The organism is Peristeroidobacter agariperforans (genome assembly GCF_004138335.1).
GTDB lineage: Bacteria > Pseudomonadota > Gammaproteobacteria > Steroidobacterales > Steroidobacteraceae > Steroidobacter > Steroidobacter agariperforans.
This window is the reverse complement of record NZ_RYFW01000001.1, coordinates 1,568,957-1,590,262: the sequence shown is the minus strand read 5'-3', so window position 1 is coordinate 1,590,262 and position 21,306 is coordinate 1,568,957. Positions and strand designations below refer to the sequence as shown.

At 62.3% G+C, this 21,306-nt stretch carries 19 protein-coding genes; 11 read left to right on the top strand and 8 right to left on the bottom strand.

Features of this window, described 5'->3' with window-relative positions:
• A complete protein-coding gene (locus EK373_RS06850) occupies nt 1–858 on the bottom strand; it encodes an alpha/beta hydrolase (protein WP_129641962.1) in 858 nt (285 codons plus the stop codon).
• Nucleotides 859–1,001: 143 nt separating this feature from the next.
• Between EK373_RS06850 and galB the strand changes: the two genes are divergently transcribed.
• A complete protein-coding gene (galB, locus tag EK373_RS06845) occupies nt 1,002–3,722 on the top strand; it encodes a beta-galactosidase GalB (RefSeq protein ID WP_129641961.1) in 2,721 nt (906 codons plus the stop codon).
• Between the two features lie 450 nt (nt 3,723–4,172).
• Here the strand turns inward: galB and EK373_RS06840 are convergent, their stop codons facing one another.
• Nucleotides 4,173–5,030 (bottom strand): alpha/beta hydrolase family protein, encoded by an 858-nt coding sequence (locus tag EK373_RS06840; protein WP_129641960.1) that lies wholly within the window; start codon nt 5,028–5,030, stop codon nt 4,173–4,175.
• 16 nt (nt 5,031–5,046) lie between these two features.
• On the opposite strand from EK373_RS06840, the gene EK373_RS06835 reads away from it, so the two are divergent.
• Complete coding sequence (locus EK373_RS06835) at nt 5,047–5,724, top strand: nitroreductase (RefSeq protein ID WP_129641959.1); 678 nt, start codon at nt 5,047–5,049, stop codon at nt 5,722–5,724.
• Here the strand turns inward: EK373_RS06835 and EK373_RS06830 are convergent.
• Nucleotides 5,721–6,041: a hypothetical protein gene (locus tag EK373_RS06830; protein ID WP_129641958.1), complete on the bottom strand. Its 321-nt coding sequence runs from the start codon at nt 6,039–6,041 to the stop codon at nt 5,721–5,723. The genes EK373_RS06835 and EK373_RS06830 overlap by 4 nt on opposite strands.
• Nucleotides 6,042–6,481: 440 nt before the next feature.
• Here EK373_RS06830 and EK373_RS06825 point away from each other — a divergent pair, with 440 nt between their 5' ends.
• The 6 genes from EK373_RS06825 to EK373_RS06800 all read left to right on the top strand — a co-directional run bounded on the left by EK373_RS06825 (nt 6,482) and on the right by EK373_RS06800 (nt 12,314).
• Nucleotides 6,482–7,093, top strand: a complete 612-nt coding sequence (locus EK373_RS06825; protein WP_129641957.1) for a superoxide dismutase — start codon at nt 6,482–6,484, stop codon at nt 7,091–7,093.
• A gap of 189 nt (nt 7,094–7,282) precedes the next feature.
• Nucleotides 7,283–7,492 carry a hypothetical protein gene (locus EK373_RS06820; RefSeq protein ID WP_129641956.1) on the top strand — a complete coding sequence of 70 codons (210 nt, stop codon included), beginning with the start codon at nt 7,283–7,285 and terminating at the stop codon, nt 7,490–7,492.
• A 105-nt stretch (nt 7,493–7,597) separates the two neighbouring features.
• Nucleotides 7,598–8,809, top strand: a complete 1,212-nt coding sequence (locus tag EK373_RS06815; RefSeq protein ID WP_129641955.1) for an imelysin family protein — start codon at nt 7,598–7,600, stop codon at nt 8,807–8,809.
• A 9-nt stretch (nt 8,810–8,818) separates the two neighbouring features.
• On the top strand, nt 8,819–10,240 hold the full coding sequence (locus EK373_RS06810) for a di-heme oxidoreductase family protein (RefSeq protein WP_198683115.1): 1,422 nt from the start codon (nt 8,819–8,821) through the stop codon (nt 10,238–10,240).
• Nucleotides 10,237–11,391 carry a DUF1513 domain-containing protein gene (locus EK373_RS06805; RefSeq protein ID WP_129641954.1) on the top strand — a complete coding sequence of 385 codons (1,155 nt, stop codon included), beginning with the start codon at nt 10,237–10,239 and terminating at the stop codon, nt 11,389–11,391. Before EK373_RS06810 ends, EK373_RS06805 begins: the two co-directional genes overlap by 4 nt.
• Before the next feature lie 59 nt (nt 11,392–11,450).
• Nucleotides 11,451–12,314, top strand: coding sequence for a porin family protein (locus EK373_RS06800; RefSeq protein WP_129641953.1), 864 nt, complete (start codon nt 11,451–11,453; stop codon nt 12,312–12,314).
• Nucleotides 12,315–12,321: 7 nt separating this feature from the next.
• Here EK373_RS06800 and EK373_RS06795 read toward each other — a convergent pair whose 3' ends face one another.
• The gene (locus tag EK373_RS06795) at nt 12,322–13,416 is read right to left on the bottom strand and encodes a helix-turn-helix domain-containing protein (protein WP_129641952.1); all 1,095 of its coding nucleotides are present in this window, start codon (nt 13,414–13,416) and stop codon (nt 12,322–12,324) included.
• Nucleotides 13,417–13,626: 210 nt separating this feature from the next.
• Here EK373_RS06795 and EK373_RS06790 point away from each other — a divergent pair, with 210 nt between their 5' ends.
• The gene (locus tag EK373_RS06790) at nt 13,627–14,451 is read left to right on the top strand and encodes a sensor histidine kinase (protein WP_198683114.1); all 825 of its coding nucleotides are present in this window, start codon (nt 13,627–13,629) and stop codon (nt 14,449–14,451) included.
• 34 nt (nt 14,452–14,485) lie between these two features.
• Nucleotides 14,486–15,178 carry a response regulator transcription factor gene (locus EK373_RS06785; RefSeq protein WP_129641950.1) on the top strand — a complete coding sequence of 231 codons (693 nt, stop codon included), beginning with the start codon at nt 14,486–14,488 and terminating at the stop codon, nt 15,176–15,178.
• On the opposite strand, the gene EK373_RS06780 is transcribed toward EK373_RS06785, so the two are convergent.
• The 3 genes from EK373_RS06780 to EK373_RS06770 all read right to left on the bottom strand — a co-directional run bounded on the left by EK373_RS06780 (nt 15,156) and on the right by EK373_RS06770 (nt 19,333).
• Nucleotides 15,156–16,517, bottom strand: a complete 1,362-nt coding sequence (locus tag EK373_RS06780) for a phospholipase D-like domain-containing protein (RefSeq protein WP_129641949.1) — start codon at nt 16,515–16,517, stop codon at nt 15,156–15,158. The genes EK373_RS06785 and EK373_RS06780 overlap by 23 nt on opposite strands.
• A gap of 113 nt (nt 16,518–16,630) precedes the next feature.
• Nucleotides 16,631–18,844 carry a tetratricopeptide repeat protein gene (locus EK373_RS06775; protein ID WP_129641948.1) on the bottom strand — a complete coding sequence of 738 codons (2,214 nt, stop codon included), beginning with the start codon at nt 18,842–18,844 and terminating at the stop codon, nt 16,631–16,633.
• Nucleotides 18,845–19,333, bottom strand: coding sequence for a hypothetical protein (locus EK373_RS06770; RefSeq protein ID WP_129641947.1), 489 nt, complete (start codon nt 19,331–19,333; stop codon nt 18,845–18,847).
• Nucleotides 19,334–19,583: 250 nt separating this feature from the next.
• On the opposite strand from EK373_RS06770, the gene EK373_RS06765 reads away from it, so the two are divergent.
• Nucleotides 19,584–20,066: a hypothetical protein gene (locus EK373_RS06765; protein ID WP_129641946.1), complete on the top strand. Its 483-nt coding sequence runs from the start codon at nt 19,584–19,586 to the stop codon at nt 20,064–20,066.
• Between the two features lie 10 nt (nt 20,067–20,076).
• Here the strand turns inward: EK373_RS06765 and pcaF are convergent, their stop codons facing one another.
• Nucleotides 20,077–21,279, bottom strand: coding sequence for a 3-oxoadipyl-CoA thiolase (gene pcaF, locus EK373_RS06760; RefSeq protein WP_129641945.1), 1,203 nt, complete (start codon nt 21,277–21,279; stop codon nt 20,077–20,079).
• Between the last annotated feature and the right edge of the window lie 27 nt (nt 21,280–21,306).

The window sequence follows — 21,306 nt, the reverse complement described above, 5'->3', positions numbered from 1 at the left end:
TTACTCCCTATCGTTCCCCTGCAGTGTTCGTTGGATGAACCCGCGCATGACGATCATCGCACCTTGCTCGACGGTGCCATGATCCAGCCCCGCCATTTCGTAGAACTCCACTTTCTTGTGCCCCAGATTGCGCAGGGTCACTGCCATCAGCTCGTTCTCTTCAACGCGCGACTTGAACTCGATGTCCCGGCCGCCGACGATCAGGCAGATGGGCGAGAACTCATTCGCGGCGTGATACAGCGGGGCGTATTCATCGATGATGGGGCGCAACTGTGCAGCGTCGTCGCCGCGTTGTTTCTTGACAGTGAAATGCGTGGTCATTTGGCCGCTGATCGCGATGACACCCGCCAGCGACTTGTTGGAAAGCTGGTGCGCACCGAGCCACTTGGGATCCATGGCGATCATCGTTGCTAGATAAGCGCCGGCAGAGTGACCCGAAACGAACACTTTCTTCGGATCGCCGCCGTAGCGGCCGATGTTCTCGAGCACCCATGCGACCGCAGCTGCGCTGTCTTCCAGATAGGCGGGCGGTTGAGCCTTTGGCGCGAATCGATAACTCGCGGCGACGAGCGCGATGCCTTGATCCTTCAAGTCGGGAAAGTAGCGACTACCGCCGGTCAAGCCGCCGCCATGAAACCACACGACGGTGGTGAAACTTTTCGCGCCTTTGGGATAGTAAACATCGAGCTTGCTCTGTTGTTTCTGGTAATCGTCGGCTCGCGCCAACGCCGCAGCGTCGTAGTAGGCGATGTTGTTCTCGACGCCAAACTCCAGCTTGGCGGCGGTCGCGTCCGCCAGCGATGCGGAGCTCGACAACAGACACCACATCCCGATCGACAAGGCACAGCGAAAAATCATCAGCTCTCCTCCCTGGGCCGATTCGTCAGCGGTCTCAGCCCGAAGTATGCAGCACTTTTGCACGGTTTAGACGCGCTTGCATTTGTCCGAGATAATGCCAGAGTCGGCGCCCAGCGCCGAACTGCCGTTGAAGGGTTCCACCGATGCGAAATTCTTGCCGCTCTCGCCCCGACGCGGGCCGTGCGTTGCGCAACCTCCTCGTCTTCCTGTCACTGGTTGCGCCAGCACTGGTCTCGGCCCAAACCACCGCGCCGGGCGAGCGCGTTTCCATCAACTCCGGCTGGCGCTTCCAGATGGGCGATCCGGCGGGGCTCGCTACGCCGCTGATGTACGACGTGCGCCCTGTTGTCACGCTGACCGAAGACGGCAAGCAAGCAGACGCAAAGCCCGAGGAGGCCGCGAAAGTCGCGGCCGCGCAAGAGCAGGTGTTGAAACCCTGGATCCTGCCTTCGGGGAATGCCTTCATCAAGGATCCGACGCGCCGATATGAGCGCCCCGCGGGAAATCCCGGCAGCGATGTTTCCTATGTGCAGGCGAACTTCGACGACAGCACCTGGCGCAACGTCACCCTGCCGCACGACTGGGCGATCACCGGTCCGTTCATCGCCGAAGGTCCCTATGGCGGCATGGGCCGGCTGCCGAGCTGGGGCATCGGCTGGTATCGAAAGAAGCTGGAGATTCCGGCCCGCGATCGCGATCGCTCGATCTTTCTGGATATCGACGGCGCGATGTCGTACGCCACCGTGTGGCTCAATGGCAAGCTCGTCGGCGGCTGGCCCTACGGTTACAACTCGTTCCGGCTCGACCTCACGCCGCACGTCGCGTTCGGCGGTTCGAATCAACTCGTCGTCCGCCTCGACAATCCGCCGCACTCGGCGCGCTGGTACCCCGGCGGCGGCCTCTATCGCAATGTCTGGTTGACCAAGACCAATCGCGTGCACGTGAGCCATTGGGGCACTCAGGTTACTACGCCACAGGTTTCGAAGTCGTCGGCCTCCATCGATGTGGCTGTCTCCATCGACAATGATTCGCAGACCGAGGCGTCGGTCGGTGTTTCGACGGACATCTATGCGCTGGACAGTGATGGCAGACGCAGCGGCGGTGTCGTCGCGACGATCGAACATGGGAACACGCGCGTCGCCGCCGGCGCGAGCGCTCAAGTGAAAGGCTCTGCAACGGTTGCAAATCCGCGCTTGTGGGGACCGCGACCCACGCAAACGCCGAATCGTTACGTCGCGGTGACGACGGTGTCGCGCGGTGGCAAGGCCATTGACCGATACGAGACGCGCTTTGGCATCCGCTCTCTGCGCCTCGATCCGACGAACGGGGTGTTCGTGAACGACGAGCGCATCCCGCTCAACGGCGTCAACAATCATCACGACCTCGGCGCACTCGGTGCAGCTTTCAATGTGCGTGCGGCCGAGCGTCAGCTGGAAATGCTCCAGGAGATGGGCTCGAATTCGCTGCGCATGAGCCACAACCCACCCGCGCCGGAACTGCTCGAACTGACCGATCGCATGGGCATCCTGGTGATGGATGAAGTATTCGACGTGTGGGAGCGCAAGAAAACCCCGCTCGACTTTCATCTGATCTTTCCGGACTGGCACGAGCAGGATCTGCGTTCGATGCTGCGTCGGGACCGCAATCACCCGTCGATCATCATGTGGAGCGTGGGCAACGAAGTTGGTGAACAGTACACAGGCGAGCACGGCGCTGCGATTGCGAGCAAGCTCGTGGGTATGGTTCGTGAAGAAGATCCGACGCGCCGCACGACGACCGCGATGAACTGGGCGAAACCGGACATGCCGCTGCCCGCCACCGTCGATGTCATCAGCCTGAACTATCAGGGCGCGGGCATTCGCAGCTTGCCCGGCCAGTTTCCCGCATTCCGCGAGCGCTTTCCGAACAAGATGATTCTCAGCAGCGAGAGCGCATCGGCGCTGAGCAGCCGAGGCGAATATCAATTTCCCGTGAGTGGCGGCATCAGCGGGCCGGTGCGGCCGGGCTCGGGCGGCGATCCGAAAACTCACCAGGTCAGCGCTTACGAACTGCACGCCGCCGACTTCGGCTCCTCCGCCGATCGCGCGTTCGCCGCGCAGGATCAGCACCCGTATGTCGCCGGTGAGTTCGTCTGGACCGGCTGGGACTACCTGGGCGAACCGACGCCGTACTACTCATCGCGCAGCTCTTACTCCGGCATCATCGATCTCGCCGGCTTCAAGAAGGATCGCTTCTATCTCTACCAAGCAAAGTGGCGCCCCGAACTGCCGCTAGCTCACCTGCTGCCGCACTGGACCTGGCCAGGCCGCGAAGGCGAAGTCACGCCAGTGCATTTGATTACTTCGGGCGATGAGGCGGAGCTGTTCGTCAACGGCAAGTCGCAGGGACGGAAGAAGCGCGCGGCTTACGAATATCGTCTGCGCTGGGACTTTGTGACGTATGAGCCCGGCGAGTTACGGGCTGTGAGTTACAAGAGCGGCAAAGAATGGGCGACGGCTTCCGTTCGTACTGCCGATGCACCCGCCAGGCTCGAGCTCTCTGCGGATCGTTCGAAGATACAAGCCGACGGTGAGGATTTGTCGTTCATCACCGTTCGTGTGCTGGACCAGAATGGCCTGCCCGCGCCGACCGCGAAGAGCTCCATTCGCTTCACCGTCGACGGCCCCGGCGAAATCGTCGCCACCGACAACGGCGATCCGACCAGTTTCGTACCGTTCCAGTCGCCCGTGCGTGAGACGTTCAACGGACTGGCGTTGGTGATCGTGCGCGGCAAGCCGGATCAGGCGGGGAAGATTACTGTGAGGGCGGAGTCGGCGGCGTTGGAAGGTGCGAGTGTGACGGTGAGCGCGGCCAGGCGCCCTTAGGCGATTGACGCCTTCAGGCGTCGCCTTGGATGATCCCGGCGTCATGCTCGACGCTGCCAGCGAACAATACATCCGCGAGATCAAGCTGCGGCGAGAACGGGTCGCACGGATTTCTCCTAACCCACTTGTCCGAGCTCATTGACAATTCGATGACAACTCCCGCTCCTCGCACTACACCGTCGCATGATTGCGCTCCCATGCACATCGCGAGTGCATCCGACCAAATCTCCGTGCATGCAGCCCCCGATTTTCCGCCAGTTCACGGCCGCTCGGAGTTGGCACGCGTCCTGCATTTATGAAACCGAGCGTCTTAGGACGCGAGTCTCTTCGGTTTCAACGTGCTTACGACGATGGTCAATTATCCCCCTGAGCCATCTCGGATGCAGGCGTGCGCGATGTGATGAACCTCGCGCACGCTATTTTTTTCCCCACCAACTCAACGACTGAAACTCAACGCACGCTCAGCCATTGCGGCACGAGCGGCCAGAGGGTTTGTTCGAACTGGGGACGGAAGAAGCCGAAGTGGCCGATGTGGCGCGCACCGATTTCGCGAGGGGCGATGCGGCGATACTCGACGGGCGCATTCGCGTACAAGCCGTGCAGCGACTTGATGCCCTTCGCAGACATCATCTCGTCGTCCGTAAATGAAAGAGAAAGCATCGGCGTGCGCACGGACGCATAGTCGGCGCGAACGTCATCGCCTTCGGCGCCGACGACGTATTCGCGATTGAGACACCAGCGGCGCCACTGCTGCATCACTCCAAACGGCAGGTCGCCGACTTTGCGCAACCGCTTGCCGGGGAAATAACCGGCGGTGCGCAGAGCGAGTGGCACAAGGAAGAACCAGAGCCACCACACCACAGATTTAGTGCGCCAGGTGTTCTCGAGCCAATAGCCCGTGCCGGTGGCGACGGTGATGACGCGATCGATGCGGTCGCGATTCGGAATGAGGCCGATCAATTGGCCGCCGAGGCTGTGGCCGATCCAGTGCAGCGGCACGTTCGGCATCTCGGACTTCACCATGTCGATGACGGTGGCGCAGTCGTGTCGCGCCCAATCGAAGATGTTCACCGGATAACCGCGCAGCGAGCGGGGCGCGGAGAAACCGATGCCGCGATAGTCGAACGTCGTAACGTGATAGCCCTGCTGCGCGAGCCATTGCGCAAACTGGGTGTAGAACTTCTGAGCCACGCCCATCGCGGACGGAACGATCACCGCCGCCTTGGGCGAATCCATCCTGCAAAACGTGCGAAACACCAGCGAGGTGCCGTCGGCCAGAGTGATGTTATCTTGCGCGGGATCGAGCACTCGTCTCTCCAACTATATGAATGTCACCAACGCCGTTGCCAGCCGTATCAGCTGTCGCGCCTTCCTGGACAAGCCCGTCGAGAAGCAGATCCTGGTCGAGATTCTGGAAAGCGCCAAGCGCGCACCGTCGGGTGGCAATCTACAACCTTGGTTAGTGCACGTGCTCACCGGACAGCCGCTGGCCGAATTCCTCACGGCGATCCGCGGCAAGCTGTCGATGCTGCCGGTCGGCGAAGGCACGGAGTACAACATCTATCCACCCGAGCTGCACGATCCGTATCGTGCCCGCCGCTTCAAGTGTGGTGAAGACCTGTATGCGACGATCGGCATTCCTCGCGACAACAGGCCGGCGCGTGTCCGGCAGTTCTCACGAAATTACGAGTTCTTCGGCGCGCCGGTAGGCCTGTTCTTTTGCATTGACCGGCGGATGGGCCAGGATCAGTGGGCCGACCTGGGCATGTTCATGCAGACCGTCATGCTGCTCGCTCGCGAGCGCGGCCTGCACACCTGCGCGCAGGAAGCATGGGCGATCTGGCACAAGACGATCGCGGAGTTCCTGCAACTGCCGCCGGGCGTGATGCTCTTCAGCGGCATGGCGCTCGGTTATATGGACGAGGGCGCGCCGATCAATTCGCTACGCACCGAGCGCGCTGCGCTCGATGAGTTTGCGACCTTGCAGGGCTTTGAGACTTAGAAGTCGGCGAACTTTGCGTCCAGAATCTCGGCCTCGGCAGCGCAGCCGATCTCGCGCACGGAGTTCGGGCCGGGGAAAAACTGCTCGCTGAGATCCTTGCCGCCGGCCGCGCGCCAGCGCACGGTGGTGGCGATGGTTTTGAAGGTGTGTGAATTCACCAGCCATAGCCGCGTATTCTGCGCGTCGCAGCTGCCTTCGAGCTTGAGCGTGACGAAGCTGCTCGCAGGAGCATCCTCGGCCGCTTGAACCGCTACCGTTCCTATCGTCGCCACGACGCAAAAAGCGAAGATGGCCGCGATCTGTGTCGCTTTGCCCATATCTTATCCTCCCGGTGCATGTGGCTGACCGCTCCCTGCGGGCCCGCCCCCTTGCTCCTTCGTGTTGAACCTTCGAGCTCCGCGCGCTCCCGAGACTTCTGTCGGTCTCGTGGCCTGCGCAACGGAACTAGCGAAATATAGACGCTCTTGCGGCGCTGCGCATGTTCACTATTGACCGGAAGCCGCAATTTCGTCCCGAAATCGATCTACGGGTACCAGCAAGGCAGCGCGTACTGTGAGATGAATCACGTTCGTGGAGTGCGCTTGCGCCCTCGCCTGGGAGGCAGGCGGGTGGCCAAGGGCCTGTCAGGGAAGGTATTCTTTCTGGCCGCCTCGTCATCGAACGGTAACGAAGCTCCCCGCATCGAGCGGGAACTTCGCGGTCCACGATACGTTGGCCCCTTTACCCCCACTGTTTTTAGCGCTAGCTGGAGCCCGCCATGGCGTTCGAATTGATGCCCCTGCCGTTTCCCAAAGACTCTCTTGGCCCGACGATTTCGGCGCGCACGCTGGATCATCACCATGGCAAGCACCATGCGACTTATGTGACCAAGCTGAATGAATTCATCGCGGGCACGCCGCTGGAGAAACAGGATCTCGAGTCGATCATCAAGGCGACCGCCAACAAGACCGGCACCGAGCGCAAGATCTTCAACAACGCCGCGCAGGTCTGGAATCACGACTTCTTCTGGAACTCGCTCGCGCCCAACGGCGGCAGCGCGCCGCCGGAGCCGATCAAGAAGCGCCTCGACGCGTCGTTCGGCTCGTTCGAGAATTTCCGCGACAAGTTCGTCGAAGCGGCCGTCGGCCAGTTCGGCAGCGGCTGGGCCTGGCTGGTCGCGAAGGACGGCAAGCTCGAGATCACCACGACGCACGACGCCGACAATCCCTTGATCACCAGCGGCTACGCGCTGTGGACCTGCGACGTTTGGGAGCACGCTTACTATCTCGATCACCAGCAGAACCGCGCCGGCTTCGTGAAGGCCGTGGTCGAGCAGATCGCCAACTGGCAGTTCGTCGGCAAGCGTCTCGCGGAAGCCGAGAGCAAGTAACTCGCTCGCCGCTCGTCGATTGACAGCTCATCAGGGGACAGAATTCGAATTCTGTCCCCTTTTTTATAGGCATTTACCGCGCTCACGCACGGCCGGCTTCAGTACAAGTGCCGGTTTATCCGGGCTTTGATCGCTCGCAACATGCTGCTGCGTGTCCCTCGGATCATGGGACGGACGCGACCAGCAACAATGCAGCATCAGCACGACTCCCGTACCGAAGCCGCTCTGTATTGGGCAGCTGTCAGCCTCATCGTTTGCGAGGGGCTGTCCATCGAAAAGGCCGCAGACCGCCTCGGCGTCGAGGGTGAAGAGCTCACCCTCATCCTGCACCGGCGCCAAAGCCTGCGCCCCACCGCGTTCGGCGATTCCCCGCTGCCCTCGCCCGCGAAGCCGCACTGACCGACCTCTGACTCATTCTTAATTGCGAGTCATTCTCGATTGCGAATAAAATCGGGCACCTCCCGCCCGTGGCGGGCCGCATCTACTTCCTACAAAGCGCCCAACATGCTCGCATCCGCCTTGAAGTCCGCCGCCGCGGCCGCCCTCTGCTTGTCCCTGACCGCCGGCTGCACCCGTACCGAGCCGAAGGATGCGCGCCAGCCCGTGCTCGAGAACTACGCGCAGATCGTGTTGGCGACGTACGAGGACACGATCAGCGCCGCCCGCGAACTGGACCAGGCCATTGACGCCCTGATCGCCAATCCCAGCGAGGAGACCTTGAATGCGGCCCGTGAGCGCTGGCGTGCCGCGCGCATCCCGTATGCCTATACCGAGGCCTTTCGCTTCTACGGCGGCCCTATCGACGGCGAGAATGGGCCTGAGGGTCAGCTCAATGGCTGGCCGCTCGACGAGAACCACATCGACGCCGTGGTCGTGGACAAATACAACGCCGCGCCGGGCCTCAACATCATTGGCGACGTCAAGCGCTTCCCGAACATCACGCCCGAGCTGATTGCCGAACAGAACGAGCTCGGTGGCGAGAAGAACATCGCCAGCGGCTATCACGCCGTCGAATTCCTGCTGTGGGGCCAGGACTGGAATACGCCGCCCGAGTCCGCCGGCCAGCGTCCCTTCACCGATTTCGTCGTCAAAGGCGATCCAGCAACCGACGTGAACGCGCGCCGAGGCAAATATCTGAAAGCCGCCTCGACGCTGATCATCAGCGATCTGGAGTCGGTGGCCGCACAGTGGCGCGAATCGAAGGAAGCGAACTATCGCACTTCGTTCGTCACCGGGGACGTGTACACCGGTTTGAAGCGCATGTTCACGGGCATCGCGGCGCTCTCCGAAGTGGAAATGGCCGGCGAGCGCATGAACGTGCCGCTGCTCTCCTCCGATCAGGAAGAAGAACAATCCTGCTTCAGCGACCTGACCGCCGACGAGCTGCGCGCGAACGCGGTCGGCATCGAGAATGTTTATTTTGGCCGCTACAAGCGGCTCGATGGAACGACCATCAGCGGCCCGAGCCTGGCCGATCTGGTGAAAGCGAAGGACGCGCGCGCCGCCGAAGAAATCGAAGCGCGCCTCGCTCGCACACGTGAAACGGTGGGCGCGGTGAAGACTCCGTACGATCGTGAAATTCTGGCCGACAACGCCGAAGGTCGTGCTCGCATGCAAGCCGGAATCGATTCGCTGCGCGCGCAGACGCTGTCGTTCTCGCGCGGCGCTCGCTCGATTGAAATCTTTCTGTCCGACCTGGAAGGGCTGGGAGATTAGTAGATCGCGATGACCTGCATTCACCAAGAGCCCGCACACGTCGCCAAGCTCATCGGCCTCGCGGCGCTGTGGGGCGCAATGTCGTTCCTCGGCGCTTGTTCGAAAGGTAAGTCGACCGAGGAGCTGTTACAACCGAACTCCGGCGGCGCCATGACGGTGAAGGAGTCATCGCGCCACGCCTTCTCGCGACCCGCCACCAACCTGACGGTCGCGCAGCGTGGCGAGTTCTTCATCGGCAATGCGTTCTTCAACAGCCCGTGGGTGGTGGCGCCCGCGAGTGCTGGAGCACGTGACGGGCTCGGCCCGCTGTTCAATGCGCGCAGCTGCGACCAGTGCCACAACAACGATGGCCGCGGTCAGCCTCCATTGCAGGAAGACGAGCAGCCCGTGTCGCTCGTCATTCAATTTGCAACGCCGACGCCGGGCCACAACAACGAGCCGCAGGCCGATCCCAACTACGGCGTGAACTTCAACCCGTTCGGCGCCGGCGGCGTCGCGGCGGAAGGAAAGCTTCGCATTCGTCATCGCGAAATTGCGGGCGCCTACGGCGACGGCACGCCATATACGCTGCTCGCTCCCGAATATTCTTTCGAAGAGCTGGCATACGGCGAGCTGGCAGCCGACACGAAGTTGTCGCCGCGCGTTGCGCCTGCGGTGTTCGGCTCGGGCTTGCTCGAAGCGATTCCCGAAGCTCAGATCATGGAGCGCAGCGATCCGGACGACGCCGATAAGGACGGCATCTCGGGCCGGCCGAATCACGTGTGGGATCCACTCGTGGGGCGCGCAGTGCTCGGACGTTTCGGTTGGAAGCTGAATCAGCCCGATATCGCACATCAAACAGCGGCCGCGTTCTCCAGCGAGATCGGCATGACCTCCTCAGTTCGTCCAGCTCACATCTGCACGCCCGTGCAAACGGCTTGCGAATCGGCTCCCAGTGGCGGCGAGCCTGAGATCAGCGACGAGATCTTCGAGCACATGGTCAGGTACCAGCGCATGCTCGCGGTGCCGGTGCGGCGGAATCTGGAGTCGCCCGAAGTGAAGCGCGGCGCGACGTTGTTCATCGAGTCCGGCTGCGAGTCGTGCCATCGCGCGACATTCAAGACCGGCAACGTGAAGGACCAGCCGTGGCTCAGCGATCAGACCATCCATCCGTTCACGGACATGCTGTTGCACGACATGGGCGAAGCCCTCGCCGATGGACGCGCCGATTTCGCGGCCAGCGGCAGCGAATGGCGCACGTCGCCGCTGTGGGGGCTGGGACTGCAAAAGACGGTCAACGGTCACACGCGCCTGCTCCATGACGGCCGGGCGCGCGATGTGCGTGAAGCAATTCTGTGGCACGGCGGTGAAGGCGAGCGGGCCAAGGAAGCATTTCGCAATCTGTCGAAGCAGGATCGCGAAGCTTTGTTGAGGTTCATCGACTCCCTATGAACGCGTCGAATTCCAAAGCGGCGAAGTGGTCGCGTCGTCAGGTGTTGGTGGCGTCGGCGTCGTTGAGCGCCGTCGCGGCCGGCAGCTTATTGTTCTCGTCCGAGAGCAAGGCGCGCACCGGCACATTGCTGTCTGCGTATGAAGATGCGCGTGGCGATCAATACGTGGGCGGCGTGTCTCTGCAGGACCAAAAAGTCTTCGGGGCCCGAGTGTCGATGCGGGCGCACGGGTGCGCCGTTCATCCCACCGATCCCAATCGCGTTTTGTTTTTTGCGCGACGGCCCGGGACACAGGCGTTCGAGCTGGATCGCGTGACGATGCAAGCTCGAAGCGTGTTCACGACCGAGCCGGGACGTCATCTCGCCGGTCACGGCACATATTCCGCCGACGGCTCTTTGATTCTCACACCGGAACATGATTTCGAGCGCGCGAGGGGCGTAGTGGTCGTGCGCGACGCCCGCAACTTTGCAGTCGTTGGTGAGATCGATACGAGTGGCATCGATCCTCACGAAGTAGCGTGGCTCCCGGATCATCGTTCGTTGCTGGTCGCGAACGGCGGCATCATGACGCATCCACGCAGCTTCCGCCGCAAGCTGAATATTCCGACGATGGATCCTTCGCTGTGCGTGATCGACGCGGCCACCGGCCAACGCAAGGAACAGTGGCGGCTGCCGGATCATCTGTTGAGCATTCGCCATGTATCGATGACCAGCACCGGCATCACCGCCGTCGGCCTGCAGTACGAAGGCGAGGACAAAAACAATGCGCCCGGCATCGTCGCTTTGTATCGACCCGGGCAATCGAAGCGGCAGGCGCAGTTCCGTTTGCTCAGCGCGCCGGCGTCGGAGATTCCAAAGTTCCAAGGCTACGTGGCCAGTGTCGCGATCAGCGAAACGCATGATCTCATCGCCGCGGCGTGCCCGTACGGCAACGGTGTCGCGTGCTGGTCGATCAGCGACGAGCGTTATCTCGGCTTCGTCGCCGCTTCGGAAACATATGGTCTGTCGCGAGTTGCCGACGGGTCGATCGTCGCTTCGCAACGCGACGGCACCGCTTACGACCTCGACGAAACTCGACTGCGTTCACAATTTCTGAAAATCGCGAGCTCACAACCGATCCGCTGGGACGATCACTGGGTCGCGACCGTGTAAGCACACGGGCATAATCCACAGCACTCTTGAACCACGCATACCTGGCCGGAGTGCCCGAAGTGATTTCTGAACGCCACGTCGCCCGTCAGTCGCTGTTCGCTTGTCTTGCGCTGAGCCTGTTCGGCGTGGCGCACGCCGCCGACACCAAGCCCACCAATGACAAACTGCCGGGTTGGGCGCCGCCGCCCAAGCCGCACGTCGTGGAGGATCGCTTCCGCGTCGAAGTCATGACGCTGAGCGCGAACCTCGATACCGATGTTCGGATCGATCCCAACCTGGTCACGCCGGGCACGTTGATCAGCGCCGAGGACGATCTCGGACTGGACGACCACAAATTATTGCCGCTGGCGGAGATCACCTTGCTGCCGGGCGATCGTCACTTGATTCGTTTGAGCGGCTTCAGTCTGCGACGCTCGGCCCGCAAGGCGATCGATGAAACCATCGTGTTCGACGATCAGACCTACCTGCCCGACGAGATCGTCGACAGCACGCTCAATCTCACCTCGGTCGGCCTGACTTACGGTTACAGCATCGTGAAGATGCGCAGCTTCGATCTCGCGTTGTCGTTCGGCATCCAGGTCGTCGAAGTCGAAGCGAACGCGGTAGTGCGCAGTCGCGTGGTCCGCGAATCCGAAACGGGCGTGACGCCGCTGCCGCTGGCGGGCATCGAGGGGCGTTACGATTTCAACGATCGCTGGTCGTTCGAAGCCCGAGTGCAATATCTCTCGGTGGAGTTCGACGAGATCGACGGCTCGGTGCTGGATGCGCGCGCCGCGCTCACCTGGCGCATGAATCCGTATCTGGTGTTCGGGCTGGGTTATCGCAACTTCGACGTAGAAGTCGATTCACGCGACGTCGATGATCCGGGCCTCTTCGATCTGAAGATGGCCGGCCCGCTGTTGTTCCTGCGGGCCAGCCTCTAGCCTTCGATCAGGGTTTAGCCCGCAACTGCGGCAGGTCGGCCGGCTGGATCACCAGCGGCGGGTCGACATCGTCGCCATTGCCATCATCGACATGCGGATGGGCTGTCGGCCGCATGTCATCAATAAAAATTTTCGACGCATAGTGCAGCCACGACACCGACGAGCGCACCTTCACATCCGACGGCGGCGTGCGCAGCGTGCGTGACGGCGATTCGCCGAACAACGCTTTGTAGTTGCGGGCGAACAAACTGAAATCCCAGATGCCGAAGCGAGCGGCGATGCGCGTCACCGTGTCACGCTGCGGATCGGCACGCAGCAGCGCGGCGCGAATCTCGCGCAGCTGGCGCACCTTCAACAAGCGCATCGGACCGACGCCGAAGAACTCGTGAAAAATGTTTCTTAGCGTGCGCTCGCTGACCTGCGTCACCCGGCACAGATCGTCGATGAACAACGGCTGGCCTTCGTTGGCTTCGATCAGCTGCAAGGTGCGCGCAATGACGCGACCGCGCGAGAACTGCGGCCGGCCGACATGGCGATCGTGCACCTTCATGCTGCGCTCGAGCACATGAGTGATACAGATCGCGACCTCTTCTTCGATGGCCTGGATGGCCGCCGGTTCGTTGAGATCCAGATTCGCGGCAATCGCCCGCTCGGTCACCCAGCGCAGCCGATCGAGATAAGGCAGCGCAGAGCGCGTGCGCGGACCGCCGCCGGAACGTGCGGTGTTCATCAGCTCCATGGACACCAGCTTGGTGTCCTGCGGCACGCTGACGCCCGCCCAGCGCACCACGTCCTGGCCAGTGAACGTGAACGGCTGGTCTTCGTGCAGCGTAATGAAGGCATCGGGCTCGAGAAAATGCCCGTCGATGCGGATGTGCGTCGGGTCCGTCATCGGCAAGCCGAGCGTGAAACGGCCGGGTTCGCCGTCGCCCGCGAACGTGGTCGGGCTCCCGATCTGAATCTGCTGTAGCGACACCGCTCCCGGACGCACCGCTTCCGCCCACCATTCCGAGGTCGAGCGCGCCGTCGGAATGAAGCGTCCGTCTACGCCTGTTATCGCTTCGGCAAACTCATCGAAGTCCCGAAATACCAGTCTTGCCATGGCTTTTCCTCCCTTGCCTTGACTGAGGTCCGATCAACGATCCGTCGAATTTTCCAGTTTGCAGTAATCTGCCGTTAACTATTATGGCCCGCGCAATTGTTGCCGAATCCTCACAGCCGTACATACGCGGAATGGGCAAAGTCGTGCGTTTTCCGATCCACACCGCCATCGTCCGTTTGCGGCGTCATTCCTGTGGGACAACCCGTCCTGTTGTCATTGCTGGTTTTGTTGGCGGTGGCGCAAGGCGCCGTGATTGCCTATTGGGCATTTCGTGACCGTCGTTTCCGCTCAGCGCACCGTGCCGCCCGCCATCTCCACAGCGCCGACACCCATGCCGGGCGCCTGGCGCTGGTCGGGGAAATCGCCGGCTCCATCGCGCACGAGATCAGCCAGCCGCTCAGCGCCATTCTGACCAACGCCGACGCTGCCGAAAACCTGCTTGGCGAGCCCGATCCGCCGCTCGACGAAATCCGCCGCATGCTCGCCGACATCCGGCGCGACGACCTCCGCGCCAACGATATCGTGCGCCATTTGCACTCGTTGCTGAAGCGTCGCGAACTACAGGCCACCATGATCGACCTGAACGAGGTCGCCGCAACCGCGCTCAGCCTGATTCAGCCCGTCGCGCGCAAGCGACTGGTCACGGTGCGCAGCAGCCTCGACCCGAAGCTACCGCCGATTCGGGGCGACGCCATTCACCTGGAGCAAGTGCTGCTGAACCTGATGATAAATGCCATGGATGCGATGGCCTCTAATACCGCAAACGGCGCCGCTGAGCGTATCCTCGACGTCACGACCAGCCGTTATGACAAATACTCCGCGGCCATTACGGTCACCGATACAGGGCCGGGCATCGCGGCGGCGTATCGGCCTAGGATTTTCGACTCGTTTTTCAGTACCAAGCAGGAAGGCATGGGGTTGGGGCTGGCGATCGCGCGCACCATCGTGCACGCACACGGCGGCAAAATCTGGCAGGAGGGAACCTCGGCCGGGGGCGCCGCCTTCAAGTTCACGATTCCGTTACAGGCGGCGTGAACGGGTCGTAGCGAGGGAAGAGGGGATAAGACGGATGGACACTGGGGACGGTCGCGAGCTCGACCGGGAATGCGCGGCGGCCGATAGCTTCGTCGTTCACATCGTCGACGACGACGACAGCTTTCGCACCAGCCTGCTCAGATTGTTCCGATCGAAACATATCCAGGCGGCGGGCTACGCCACACTGGCCGACTTCGAGCGCACCGACATCGATGGCGCGCCCGGCTGCGTATTGCTGGATCTGTGCATGCCGGACGGCGACGGCCTGGCGATGTTCGAACGTTTGATCGGCGACGACTCGGTGCTGCCGGTGATCTTCGTCAGCGCCTATGCCGATATTCCCATCAGCGTGCGCGTCATGAAATCCGGTGCCTTGGATATTCTGGTCAAGCCGGTGCGCGGCGAGCAGTTGCTGGAAACTATCGATCATGCTCGCAAGGTCGCGCTGCGGCGTTACGCCGCGCGCACCGAAGTTCGCGGCCTGCTGGAACGTTATAGAACGCTGACCGATCGCGAGCGCGCGGTGTTTGCCGGGGTCGCCGAAGGCAAGCTCAACAAACAAGTTGCCGTGGAAGTCGGCGCCTGCGAGCGCACCATCAAGTCCGAGCGGGCCAAGATGATGAAAAAGCTGCAGCTCACCCGCCTCGTGGACGTGGTGCGCGCAGCCGAGATGGTGGGATTGAAGCTGTCGTTCGACGACAGCTCTACAACTGAAAGGCTACCGTGAGCAACACGCCTTCGGCGATATCACGCAACAGCCCCGGCGGCTCTGCCTGATACGACGCGCCCTGCTCTGCCATTGCCGCAATCCACTCGGCCAGCCAATCGATGGACTCACGCCCATAAAACACCACGGCGGCTTCGTGGTTGAGCAGCAAACTGCGCAAGTCCAGATTGATCGAGCCGCACAGCGCCAGTGTTTCGTCGATCACCACCGCTTTGGCGTGCACCATCCGCGGCAGCAAGCGAAATTCCACGCCGGCGGCGGCCAGGTCCCGCATCGGCCGCGAGCGTACGAAATCAGCTAACAAATGATTCGAGCGCTGCGGGATTGCGATCGTCACTTTCACACCCCGTCGCGCCGCCAGACGCATTGCCGCGCGCAAGCTGTCATCGGGCACGAAATACGGTGTGACGACGAGCAGGCGGCGCCGGGCTCGATAGCAGCCGTCGATCAGCAGCGACTGCGCGGTGTCTTCGACCTGATCGGGTCCGCTCGGTAGAAATTGCGCCAGCTCGCCGCCTTCGATCTCCATCGCGACGCGCTCACGAATCGGTGCTCTCGAGTGCGTCGTGTTCCAATCGAGATCGAACTGATGGCCCGCGGCCGCCGCGACCGGCCCTTCCAGATCGAAAGAAAGATCCGGCCAGACCGTACCACGCTCATCGCCGAGGAAATATTCGGCAGCGAGGTTGCGACCGCCGCACCACAAGAAACGATCGTCGACCACGATCAGCTTGCGATGGTTGCGTAAGTTACGAGGACCGAGACGACGCAAACTGAAGAACGGACGAAACACCGCGACCTTCGCACCGGCGCCCTTGAGCTCTCTCAGGTAACGGCGCGGCGCCAGGACAGCAAAGAAGCCATCGAGCAACAGGCGGACTTGCACGCCCTCTCGCGCGCGACGCGCGAGCCGCGCGACGATTTCAGCACCGAAGGCGTCGTTGCCAATGATGAAGGTGCTGATATCGATGGTCCGATGAGCGTCATCGATCAATCTGAACAACGCGGCGCGCGCCTGTGCGCCGTCGGCGTGCAGGCGGACTTTGCACGATGAGGGCGGCGCGAGGCCGAAGCTCTCGATCAACTCCGCCGCCCAATGCGGGCCTTCGACGACCACGCCTGCATACGGAATCGCGACCGGCTTGAGCTTGCGCTGCCCGAACAACAGGTATAGCGGCAGCATGAGATAGGGAACGAGCGCCAGGCCGAGCACCCAGGCTATCGCCGAAGTCGGCGCCCGGCGCTGATCCAGGGCACGGCTGGTGAGGATATAAACCAGGAGCGCAATCGCGCTGACCAGAAAGTGCTGCGAAGGAGTCGGCAGCCAATCGACGATCATTGATCTCGCCCTGCCCGGAAAGGGGGCGGAGGGTAGCAGATCCGCCGCGCAGAGCCGTATAACTACCCAGCATTCCTGGCGATCGGGGCTGGACTCGCCGACTGGCGTTGCCGCTAGTTCTGCTCTTGCAGGCGCTGCATGTATTTTTCGGCCGCTGCGGCGTCGCCAGCGTCGCGGGCATAAGCGGCCAGCGCGCTGAGCAGGTCTTGATCCTTTGGGTGCTGGCGGAGTGCGCGCTCGAGCGTGGCAATGCCCTCTTTGCGTTTGCCCGTGTCGTGGAGCGCCACCCCGAGGACATATGCGTAGCGGGCGTCATTGGGCGCCTGCCTGGCCGCCAGCTCGAGCTGGCTGAGCGACTCGTCATAGTTCCGCTCGCGGATCAACGCGAGGCCGAGGGAATGATGGAGAGCGGCCGTTTGCGTGCCCTCCTGCCGCTGCGACTCCAAGCCTGTACGCAGGACGGCGATCGCCACCGCGTTCTCACCGCTGCGACTCTTGAGATCAGCCAGATTTACATACGCCGGCGCGAAGCTCGGCTCGAGACGAATCGCAGCTTGATAGGCCGCTTCAGCGTCGGCCACGCGGCCCTGCGATGAATACATGTTGCCGACGTTGATGTGAGCGCCCGGTTGATCGGCATTCTCCATCTGCGCGCGTACGTATTCCGCCACTGCAGTCGGATTCAAACGCTCCGGGGGCGCGGAGGCGATGGCCGCCAGCCGCACAGCACGCACTGGATCATTGAGCAGCGGCGCGAGGGCCGACCGCTGCTCCGGCGAATAAACATTGAACGCATCGGCGGCAGCCATGCGCACGAGCGGATCGGTATCGCTCACGGCAGGATTCAGAACATCGAGTCCGGCTTGGCTGGGATGAGCGCTCAGCCGCTCGATAGCAGACGCGCGCACGATCGCGGGCGCATGACCGCCGCCGGCCAACTTCGCGAGGGCCGCACCGTCGCCAGTAGCGAAGGCTTCCGCGAACGTTTCTTCCTGCCGGCGGTTCGGCCCGTACCATTTCGCCACCTGTTCCGCCGCCCACTTCGGCGACCGCTTGTCGTGACAGCTGTTGCACGCATTGGGCGTTCCATGCCGAACGGAAATGTCCGGCCTCGGAATCCGGAAGCTGTGATCGCGACGCGCATCGACCTGCATGTACACACGCGACGGAGCATGGCAGTCCACGCATTGCGAGCCCGGCGCGCCCGACTTGTGAAAGTGGTGCGCAGGCGAGTCGTAATCTTTCTTGTGCAGCCCGGACGTATCGATACTGGCGCGCGCCGCCGGCGCAGCCGAGTTGTGACAACCGGTGCACAGCTCATTCCCCTCACGGCGCAGCTGCAGGGAATGCGGCTCGTGACAATCGCTGCAGCGAACGCCTTTGGCGTGCATCTTCGATTGCAGGAACGAGCCGTACTCGTACACCTCGTCCCGAATCTGCCCGTCCGGAAAATATAAATCTGCCGTGAGCAACGCCGGCAAATGCGTCTGCATCAAGCGTTCGCCGTGACGATAGTCACTGGAGATCACGGACCGCCGGGAATGACAGCGCGCGCACGTTTCGATCTGAGCACTCGCGTCGGGGCCGGCAAAGTCGACGCCGAAATCCTTCTTGCTGGGCGTTGCCGCCGACAGATGCGTGGACGCAGGACCATGGCACGCCTGACACCCGACATCGATCTGAGTCCAGGTGGTGCGATAGCTGTTCGTCTGTAGATCGAAGTTCTTCTGCAGGTCGGTGGAATGACACTCCGCGCACATGAAGTTCCAATTCTGCGAAGGCTGGGCCCAGTGCAACGGATCGAGATGATCGATGCGTTCGTCGGGGTAAAGATGAAACCATCGACGGGCACGAACGTCCCACGCGATCGTGAACGACTGCAGTCGTCCGCGATCCAGCTCGATCAGATATTGCTGGAGCGGCTCGACCCCGAACGTGTACTTGACCTCGAAATCGGCCGGCTTGCCGTCCGGGCCGTCGGTGTTGATCCAATACTTGCCATCGCGCTGGAAGAATCGGGTGCGGACGCCGTTCTTGGTGAAGCTGGCATCGTTGAAATTGCCGAGCACGGTGGACGCGTTCGCCTCCTGCATGGCCAGGTCATGATGCGAGCCGTGCCACGCCTTCACCTGGTCTGCATGGCAACTTCCGCACGCTGACTCGTCAACGAACTTCGCAATGGTCGCGGACGCGGCAGCCGCCGCAGGAGGCGGAGCGATCTGGGCAGGCGATTCAGGCTGGCGATTGAGCAGCAGCGCGACTGCGCCGCCGGCGAGGATGATCAGAACCAGCGACGCGATCCATGCGCGGCGCCCCAACGAGTGCATTTATTTCTTGGGATCGGGGGCTTGCGACGTTTGCGACGGCGGAGCCTGCGGCGCCTTCTGGTCCGGAGGAACCAGCAGCGGCGACAGCATCACGACACCGGGCTCATCGGACGTAACCGGCGCTTGCGCCTCGGCAGCCGCGGCGGCGGCGGCCGCTGCTGCCGCCTGCTCTTCAGCCTGTTTGTTGGCCGTTTCCACTGTCACGTCGAGGTATTTATGGAAAACCCGCAGGAAGCTGTCCACCGCCACCAGGGTCAATGCGATGGGAATTGCAGCGATGAGCAGCGCGACGGCCCACTTGAGCGGCTTGGGGCGGTGCTGTTCATGGTCGAGCGCGGCTTCACGCTCCACGGATTCCTGGGCGCGCTGCTGAATCGCTTTCTGCAGGTCGTACTGGCGCCCCTTCAGGTGCAGGATGCGCGCGCCAGGCACACCATTCTGCTCGGCTGAAGCCGATTCGGGCAGGCACTCTTCGGACTGTTGGCTCATGACGTGCGCTTTCGGTGACAGTCGCAGACGGGACACGCCGCAGCATAACGCGGCGGGCCGCGTGTTCAACTAGTGGGACCCGTCGCGGTGAGGAATATTTGCGGATACCAAGAAGACCAGTGGCAGTACTCCTGGGTTCCCTTGGTCGCGCGCGCCGCCTAGTACCGATGTCCAACATACCCTTACAGCGCTTGACGGGCAGTATCCACGCTGGCGACGATGCTGCAATCAAACGTGGGGCAACGAAAAAATGAACGGCAAAGCCGTGCTGTGGTTAGGAAGTTTATGCGTGGCGCTGGTGTGGTTCGGCGTCAGCATTGCTGAAGACACCGGCAAGCCCGTCCAAAACACGGCCGCAGCGGCGAAGCAGCCGAGCGCCGCCGAGAGCCCCCGCCGGACCTGCATCAATCAATGCGAAATCTCCAACGGTACGTGCAACAGCGAAGTGCGTCAGGCGCGTCAGGAGTGCTCGAAGAACGCTGCCAACAGCGGCCGCGACCCGATGACGATGCGCAATAACGATTACACCTACTTCTGCAGCTACTTCCGCAACCCGGGCAGCCGGCGCGGCCCGGGCAACTACGGCGCTCGCTTTGCTCAGCACTACGACGGGTGCATCGATGTCATGCAACAGAACATCGCGTCGATGCGCTACGACTGTTACCGAAACGAGCGCGACGCGCAGAGCATTTGTCGCACCGAGCTGCGCGAGTGCCAGGCCGCCTGCCAGTAAAGATCGAGCGCTATACGCGCTCGATCACCATGGCGATACCCTGCCCCACGCCGATGCACATCGTGCACAGAGCGTAACGACCCGAAGTCTTTTCCAACTGATTCAGCGCCGTCGTCACCAGGCGCGCGCCGCTCGCGCCAAGCGGATGGCCGATGGCGATCGCGCCGCCATTCGGATTCACATGAGCGGCATCGTCTGGCAGGCCGAGCTGACGCGTTACCGCGAGTCCTTGCGCAGCGAACGCTTCGTTCAGTTCGATCACATCCATCTGCCCGATCTCGAGCTTGGCGAGCTTGAGGACCTTGAGCGTCGCGGGAGCCGGGCCGATGCCCATGATGCGAGGAGCGACACCAGCGGTCGCCGTCGCGATCACGCGCGCACGCATTTTCAAGCCGTACTTGGCCGCTGCCTCTTCACTCGCCAACAACACCGCACAGCTGCCGTCGTTGACGCCGGACGCGTTGCCCGCAGTCACCGTGCCGTCGGGCTTCACCACACCCTTGAGCTTCGCGAGCGCTTCGAGCGAAGTCTCGCGCGGATGCTCGTCAGCGATGAACTTGATGGGGTCGCCTTTCTTCTGCGGAATCTCGACCGGCGTAATCTCGCTCTCAAAAAACTTCGCGGCGTGCGCGCGCGCATATCGCTGCTGGCTGCGTAGAGCAAACGCATCCTGATCGGCACGAGCAATGCCGAACTCCGCCGCAACGTTCTCGGCGGTCTCCGGCATCGAGTCGATGCCATACTTCGCCTTCATCAGTGGATTCACGAAGCGCCAGCCGATGGTCGTGTCTTCGATCTTCGCGGTCCGCGAGAACGCGCTGTCCGCTTTACCCATCACAAAAGGTGCGCGCGTCATGCTTTCCACACCGCCGGCGACGATCAACTCGGCTTCGTTCGAGCGAATCGTGCGAGCGGCGAGATTCACCGCGTCCAATCCTGAACCGCACAAACGATTGATGGTCGCGCCCGGCACCACATCCGGCAGCCCCGCCAGCAGCGCCGCCATTCTCGCGACGTTGCGATTGTCCTCGCCGGCCTGGTTGGCGCAGCCGTAGTAAACATCGTCGACCGCGGCCCAATCGACTTTGGGATTGCGCTGGATCAGCGCCCTGATGGGAATCGCGCCGAGATCGTCGGCACGCACGTTGGCAAGAGCGCCGCCGTAGCGGCCGATGGGAGTGCGGATGGCATCGCAGATGAAGACTTGGCGCATGACTCGAGCTCGATAATAGCTAATAGC